This window comes from Streptomyces sp. NPDC059564 (assembly GCF_042735575.1).
Taxonomy (GTDB): Bacteria; Actinomycetota; Actinomycetes; order Streptomycetales; family Streptomycetaceae; genus Streptomyces.
On the sequence record NZ_JBHWBP010000385.1, the window covers coordinates 1 to 6,975 of the forward strand.

7 protein-coding genes are annotated in these 6,975 nt (G+C 74.8%); 6 read left to right on the top strand and 1 reads right to left on the bottom strand.

Annotation, left to right across the window (positions count from 1 at the left end; genetic code table 11):
* Positions 1 to 67: 67 nt before the first annotated feature.
* Positions 68 to 1,201: a hypothetical protein gene (locus tag ACFV0Q_RS35965; RefSeq protein WP_385011386.1), complete on the bottom strand. Its 1,134-nt coding sequence runs from the start codon at positions 1,199 to 1,201 to the stop codon at positions 68 to 70.
* Between the two features lie 314 nt (positions 1,202 to 1,515).
* Here ACFV0Q_RS35965 and ACFV0Q_RS35970 point away from each other — a divergent pair, with 314 nt between their 5' ends.
* From ACFV0Q_RS35970 to ACFV0Q_RS35995, 6 genes are all read left to right on the top strand, one after another.
* Entirely contained in the window at positions 1,516 to 2,490 is a 975-nt protein-coding gene (locus ACFV0Q_RS35970) for an NADPH:quinone oxidoreductase family protein (protein WP_385011387.1), read from the top strand.
* Entirely contained in the window at positions 2,487 to 3,677 is a 1,191-nt protein-coding gene (locus ACFV0Q_RS35975) for an acyl-CoA dehydrogenase family protein (protein WP_385011389.1), read from the top strand. Before ACFV0Q_RS35970 ends, ACFV0Q_RS35975 begins: the two co-directional genes overlap by 4 nt.
* Entirely contained in the window at positions 3,674 to 4,789 is a 1,116-nt protein-coding gene (locus ACFV0Q_RS35980; protein ID WP_385011391.1) for an acyl-CoA dehydrogenase family protein, read from the top strand. Before ACFV0Q_RS35975 ends, ACFV0Q_RS35980 begins: the two co-directional genes overlap by 4 nt.
* 287 nt (positions 4,790 to 5,076) lie before the next feature.
* The gene (locus ACFV0Q_RS35985) at positions 5,077 to 5,613 is read left to right on the top strand and encodes a GNAT family N-acetyltransferase (protein WP_385011392.1); all 537 of its coding nucleotides are present in this window, start codon (positions 5,077 to 5,079) and stop codon (positions 5,611 to 5,613) included.
* 65 nt (positions 5,614 to 5,678) lie between these two features.
* Positions 5,679 to 6,044, top strand: a complete 366-nt coding sequence (locus tag ACFV0Q_RS35990; RefSeq protein WP_385011394.1) for a tyrosinase family oxidase copper chaperone — start codon at positions 5,679 to 5,681, stop codon at positions 6,042 to 6,044.
* A gap of 26 nt (positions 6,045 to 6,070) precedes the next feature.
* A complete protein-coding gene (locus ACFV0Q_RS35995) occupies positions 6,071 to 6,934 on the top strand; it encodes a tyrosinase family protein (RefSeq protein WP_385011396.1) in 864 nt (287 codons plus the stop codon).
* Positions 6,935 to 6,975 lie beyond the last annotated feature (41 nt).

A 6,975-nucleotide genomic window follows, 5' to 3' on the forward strand; every position in this document is an offset into this window, starting at 1 on the left:
GACCATGCCCGTGACGTCACCACGCGCGGCGCCGCCATCCGCCCGTGGCGGCGCCGGCCACAGGGGCCTACGGCTTCGGCAGGTACGCCTGCTTGGTGGCGCAGGTCCAGATCACGGGCTTCAGCTTGTCGTTCGCGTTGACGGCCGCTCCGCCGACCCGCCCGTCGTCGGCGACCGACTCCGCCGCGCTGGCCTTGCCCGCGGCGAGCCTCGGCAGGGCGAGCACCGGCCCCGAGCCCGGCCACAGCTGTGCCTGGTCGGTGAGGGTCGGCTCGTCCGGGTGGAACCTGGCGGTGCCGACGCTGACGCCGGTGGTGGGGCTGATGGCCTCGAACGTTCCGTACGGGAACGGGTTCAGCGTGCCGGGGGAGGTGCCGGGCGCGGTGTACGGGGGCGTCCAGCTCCACGGCTTGAACGCGTAGCCCGGCCCGTACCAGTCGTAGCCGACGACGTGGCCGCTCTCGTCGATGTCCTGGACGTGGCTCTCCTGGTACATGCCGGTGCCGCTCTGGACGAGGGACCGGGCCGGGCCGCCGTCCGCGGGCCAGACCACCGGGAAGCTCTCCCACCGGTACTGGTCGGTTTCGGGGTCCTGGTAGGCCAGTTTGGCCGTGCCGGCGATGTCGCCCTTGTTGTTGATGCCCGTGACCAGGTCGACCTCGGTGTGCGGCGGGGTGTCCGCCGGCGGGGCCAGCTCGCGGACCTTCTGGCCGTCCTTCCAGACCAGGCCGACGCCCGCCTGGTTGCGCGAGACGACGTACCCGGCGTCGTTGACGTCGGCCTCGCCGTACGCGTAGTCGCTGCCGGGCAGCCGGGTGACCGCGGCGGCGCCCGCCCGGTAGGTGAACACGTAGCTGTCGGCCCCGTGGACGATGCCGACCATCAGACCGCCCTTGTTCACGGCGAGGAGCTCGCCGCCGAGGCCGGCGGGCAGCGGGACCTTGTGCGGCGTGGTGCCCGTCCAGTACACGGGCTTCCCGCCGGAGATGCCGACGGACAGGTTGCCCGAGCCGAGGGCGTGCACGCCTTCGGTCTGCGGATTGCCCGGGTTGTAGGTCCCGGACCCGATGGAGCCCAGTACCTGGATCCTGGGCGTGCAGGTGGTGGCGGCCGTGGCCGGGCCCGCGGCGGTGACGATCCCCGCCAGGACGACCGCGGCGGCCGCCGCCGCTGCGGCGCGTCTGGTGTGCGTGCTGTTCATCGTTGGATTCCCCCCTGTGGCGTGCGGTGGTGGTGCGATCGCGCCAGGCCCGGAGCGGTCCGCTCCGCGGGCGTGCGCGTGTTCCCCCATTGCGTCATATGCCGTGTGAAACCGGCGTGTTGATGCTAACTCCCGGATTCCCCGTTAACCCGTCGTTCGCGCGCCTGATTTCCGGAAGCGGCCGCCCCGCCGCCCGGTGGCACCTGACCGGGGCAAAGACCGGGCCAATGGCGGGGCCGAGGGTTCCCATGACATCAAGCGACCGCTTAGTATGCCGCCGAGCGTGGTTCCTCGACGGCGGCTGGAGGCCCCGGATGCAGGCATGGCGAGTACACACGACCGGTGAGCCCCGTGAGGCGATGCGCCTCGAGGAGGTACCCGAGCCGGTGCCCGGCGAGGGCGAGGTGAGGCTCAAGGTGCTCGCGGCGAACGTCAACTTCCCCGACGCGCTCCTCGTCCGCGGCCAGTACCAGATCCGGCCGCCGCTGCCCTTCACCCCCGGCGTCGAGATCTGCGGGGAGACCGAGGACGGCCGCCGCGTCATCGCCAACCCCAGCCTGCCCCACGGCGGATTCGCCGAGTACGTCACCGCCCCCGCGCGCGCCCTCCTCCCCGCCCCGGACACGCTCGACGACGCCGAGGCCGCCGCCCTGCACATCGGCTACCAGACCGGCTGGTTCGGCCTGCACCGCCGGGCCCGGCTGCGCGAGGGCGAGACCCTGCTCGTGCACGCCGCGGCGGGCGGCGTCGGCAGCGCCGCCGTCCAGCTCGGCAAGGCCGCCGGGGCCACCGTCATCGGGGTCGTCGGCGGCAAGGCCAAGGTGCGCGCCGCCGAGGAACTGGGCTGCGACCTCGTCATCGACCGCACCACCGAGGACGTCGTCGCCCGCGTCAAGGAGTTCACCGCCGGACGCGGGGCCGACGTCGTCTACGACCCGGTCGGCGGCGACGCCTACACCGCCTCCGCCAAGTGCGTGGCCTTCGAGGGCCGGATCGTGGTCGTCGGCTTCGCCGGCGGCACCATCCCCACCCCCGCCCTCAACCACGCCCTGGTCAAGAACTACGCCATCCTCGGCCTGCACTGGGGCCTGTACGCCACCAGGGAACCCGCCTCGATCCCGGCCTGCCACGCCGAGCTCACCCGGCTCGCCGCCGAGGGCCTGATCAGGCCCCTGGTCAGCGAACGCGTCCCCCTCGCCGGGGCCGCCGACGCCGTCCAGCGCCTCGCCGACGGAGCCACCACCGGCCGGCTGGTCGTCGTACCGTCCCTGGACGGAGCCGCCCGATGACGCCCACCGCCGAGGAACTCGCCGCCCGCGTCCGGGACCTGCTCGCCGCCCACCCGCCCGCCACCACCCCCCGCGCCGACTTCCTGCGCGCCCGCTTCGACGCCGGACTCGCCTGGGTGCACTACCCCGAGGGCCTCGGCGGCCTCGGCGCGCCCCGCTCCCTCCAGGCCGTCGTCGACGCCGCCCTGGAGGCCGCCGGAGCCCCCGACAACGACCCGCGCCGCATCGGCATCGGCCTCGGCATGGCCGCGCCCACGATCCTCGCGTACGGCGCCGACGAGCAGAAGCGGCGCTTCCTGCGCCCCCTGTGGGTGGGGGAGGAGGTCTGGTGCCAGCTCTTCAGCGAGCCCGGCGCCGGCTCCGACCTCGCCGCCCTCGGCACCCGCGCCGTCCTCGACGAGGCCGCCGGCGAGTGGGTCGTGGACGGGCAGAAGGTGTGGACCTCCAGCGCCCACACCGCCCGCTGGGCCATCCTCATCGCCCGCACCGACCCCACCCTGCCCAAGCACCGGGGCATCACCTACTTCCTGTGCGACATGCGCGCCCCCGGCGTCGAGGTCCGGCCCCTGCGCCAGATCACCGGCGAGGCCGAGTTCAACGAGGTCTTCCTCACCGGCGTCCGGATCCCCGACGCGCGCCGCCTGGGAGCCGTCGGCCAGGGCTGGGCCGTCGCCCGCACCACCCTGATGAACGAACGCGTCTCCATCGGCGGCATGCGCGTCCCCCGCGAGGGCGGCATGATCGGCCCCGTCGCCACCGCCTGGCGCGAACGGCCCGCGCTGCGCACCCACGCCCTGCACCAGCGGCTGCTCGACCTCTGGGTCGAGGCCGAGGTGGCCCGCCTCACCGCGGAGCGGCTGCGCCAGCGGCTGTCCCAGGGCCAGCCGGGCCCCGAGGGCAGCGGGATGAAACTCACCTTCGCCCGCCTCAACCAGGAGATCAGCGGCCTGGAGGTGGAACTCCTCGGCGAGGAGGGCCTCCTGTACGAGGACTGGACCATGCGCCGCCCCGACATCGTCGACTTCACCGGCCGCGACGCCGGATACCGCTACCTGCGCGCCAAGGGCAACAGCATCGAGGGCGGCACCAGCGAGGTCCTCCTCAACATCGTCGCCGAGCGCGTCCTCGGCCTGCCCGCCGAACCGCGCGACGACAAGGACATCGCCTGGAAGGACCTCGCCCGATGAGCGATACGCGCGCCCCCCTCGACCTGCTCTACTCCGGCACCGAGGAGGAACTCCGCTCCGCGGTACGGTCCCTGCTCGCCGACCGCTGCACCCCGGACCGGGTCCTCGCCCGCGCGGAGACCGGCCGCCCCCACGACCCGGACCTGTGGCGCACGCTCTCCGCCGACATCGGCGCCGCCGGGCTCCTCGTCCCCGAGAAGCTCGGCGGGGCGGGCGCGAGCCACCGGGAGGCCGCCGTGGTCCTGGAGGAGCTCGGCCGCGCCGTCGCCCCCGTCCCGTACCTGACCAGCTCGGTCCTCGCCACGGAGATCCTGCTCGGCTGCGATACGCCCGAGGCCTCCGAGCTGCTACGGGAACTCGCGGCCGGCCGGAGCGTCTGCGTCCCCGCCCTCCCGCTCACCCAGGCCCCCGGCGCGCCCCTGCCGCGGCCGCCCCGCGACACCGGCGGCGGCGCCCTGACCGGCACCGTCACCTCCGTCGCGGACGCGGTCGCCGCCGACGTCCTGCTGGTCCTGGCCGACACCGGGCTGCACGCCGTCCCCGCCGCCCGCGCCGTGCTCGCCGGGGCCGTCCCCCTCGACCTCACCCGGCCGCTCGCCACCGTCACCCTCGACGCGGCCCCCGGCACCCGCCTCGCGGACCCCGCGACCGCGCGGGCGGCCGTCGCCGGGGCGCTGCTGTCGGGCGCCGGGCTGCTGGCCTCCGAACAGCTCGGGCTCGCCGAGTGGTGCCTCACGGAGACCGTCGCGCACGTCCGGGGCCGCCACCAGTTCAACCGGCCCATCGGCTCCTTCCAGGCCCTCAAGCACCGCCTCGCGCGCCTCTGGCTCGACGTGGCCTCCGCCCGCGCGGCGGCCCGCGCGGCCGCCGACGCCCTCGCGACGGCCTCCCCCGACGCCCCGCTCACGGTCGCCGTCGCCCAGGCCTACTGCTCCGGGGTCGCGGTCCGCGCGGCCGAGGAGTGCGTCCAGCTGCACGGCGGCATCGGCATGACCTGGGAACACCCCGCCCACCTCTACCTCAAGCGCGCCAAGGCCGACTCCCTGGCCCTGGGCACCGCGGGCCACCACCGCGGCCTCGTCGCGGACTTCGCGGAACTCCCGGCGCCGTAGCGCCGCGCGGCTGCCCGGACCCGCGCGTCGAACGGGTCCGGGCGGAGCCCGGGGAACGGGACCGGCCGAACGGCCGATGCGGCGTGAGGGCGCGGTGCGGCAGCCTTGGCGGGTTCCCCCGACGCCCCCGCCCCGCGAAGGGAGCCGCGCCATGCTGCACGCCCTCTACCTCCTCGACATCACCGCTTCCGCGGGCCTGGTGTTCGCCCTCCGGCTGGCCGCGATCTCCCGGGACCTGCGCCTGCCCCGCCTCCAGCGCGCCACCGGCTGATCCCTATCCTCGGCCCATGACGGCCACCCCCACCCGGCTCACCGCCCCCGCCCTGCGCGCCCACCGCGACGAACTCGCCGCCCTCCTCCACGACGTGGTCGCGGGCGGCGCCTCCCTCGGCTTCCTCGCCGGCCTCGGCCACGCGGAGGCCGCCGCCTGGTGGGATTCCCTGCTGCCCGCGGTCGAGGACGGCTCCCTCGCCCTGTGGGTCTCCCGAGGCCCCGACGGCCGCCTCGACGGCACCGTCGGCTGGCACCGGGAGTCCAAGCCCAACGGCCGCCACCGCGCCGAGCTCCGCAAGCTGATGGTCCACCCGTCCGCCCGGGGCCGCGGCACCGCCCGCGCCCTGCTCGCCGAGGCCGAACACCAGGCCGCCGTCGCCGGGGTCGTCCTCCTCTTCCTCGACACCGAGACGGGCAGCGGCGCCGAGCGGCTCTACCGCGCCGCCGGCTGGACCGAGGCCGGGACCATCCCCGACTACGCCACCGACCCCGCCGGCCGGCTGCGCCCGACCACCCTCTTCTACAAGCACCCCAAGCCGGCCCGCCCGTAGAGGTGACCTCGCCCGCCACGCCGCGTTAGTCCGCGTAGCGCGCACCGCCGAGCGAGGGAGACCGCATGTCCGCAGCAGCCGCACCACTCACCCGCCGCGCGTTCCTCCGTACGGCCTTCACCGCGGCCGTGTTCGGCGGGGCGGCCGCGGTCCTGGCCCCGGTGCTGAGAGCCCGCCGCCCCCGCCAGACCCTGAGCCCGGCGCCGCTCGGCGAGGAGACGTACCGGGGCCGGCACATCAGCGTCGACCTCGCCTCGGCGGCGGTGCGCATCGACGGCCGTCCCCTGCACGTGATGCGCCGCGCCGACGGCAGCTACCTCAGCGGGATCAACCACTTCCAGTCCTACGAGACCCCGCTGGAGCTGGCCCGCGCGGCTGTCGACGAACTCGGCACCACCCCGCTGGCCCTCGCGGCACCGCACCACGGCTGACGGACGGCAACGGGAGGAGCCCGGCCTTGTACACCCGGCAGAACCAGAAGGACCTGACCAGCGCCCAGAAGAAGCGGTTCACGGCCGCGGTACTGGAGCTCAAGCGCAACGGCACGTACGACGCGTTCGTGCGCACCCACGACAAGTACTTCGTGCCCGACCGGGACCGGAAGCTGCGCGTCGGGCACATGTCGCCGTCCTTCTTCCCCTGGCACCGGCGCTACCTGCTGGAGTTCGAGAAGCAGCTCCGGTCCGTGGACTCCGGGGTGTCCATCCCGTACTGGGACTGGACCACCGACACCAGCCCCGTCTCCTCCCTGTGGGCCGACGACTTCCTCGGCGGCACCGGCCGCGCGAGCGACCGCAAGGTGATGACCGGGCCCTTCGCCCACGACCGGGGCAACTGGACGATCACGGTCGGGGTGTCCGCGGCCCGCTTCCTCACCCGCAACCTCGGCCGTCCCGGGAACCCCATCTCCCTGCCCACCCCCGCCGAACTCCGGTGGGCCATCGACGATCCGGTCTACGACAGCGCGCCCTGGGACTCCACCGCCTCCGACGGCGGCTTCCGCAACAAGCTGGAGGGCTGGGCGGCGCCCAAGAGCGAGCAGTGGCGCAACCACAACAAGGTCCACCAGTGGATCGGCGGCCACATGACCGGCGGTACGGCCCCCAACGACCCGGCGTTCTGGCTGCACCACGCGTTCGTCGACCTGATCTGGGACCGCTGGCAGCAGCGGCACCCCGACTCGGGCTACCTGCCGGCCGCCCCCCTGGCGCTGGGCGACCTCCAGCGCGGCCGGGTGATCGCCTGCGACGAGCCGATGCCCCCGTGGAACGTGACCCCGCGCGAGATGACCGGCCACCAGGGCGTCTACCGCTACGCCTGACCGGCCCCGGCCCCGCGCGAGGGATGCGGAAAGGGCCCCCG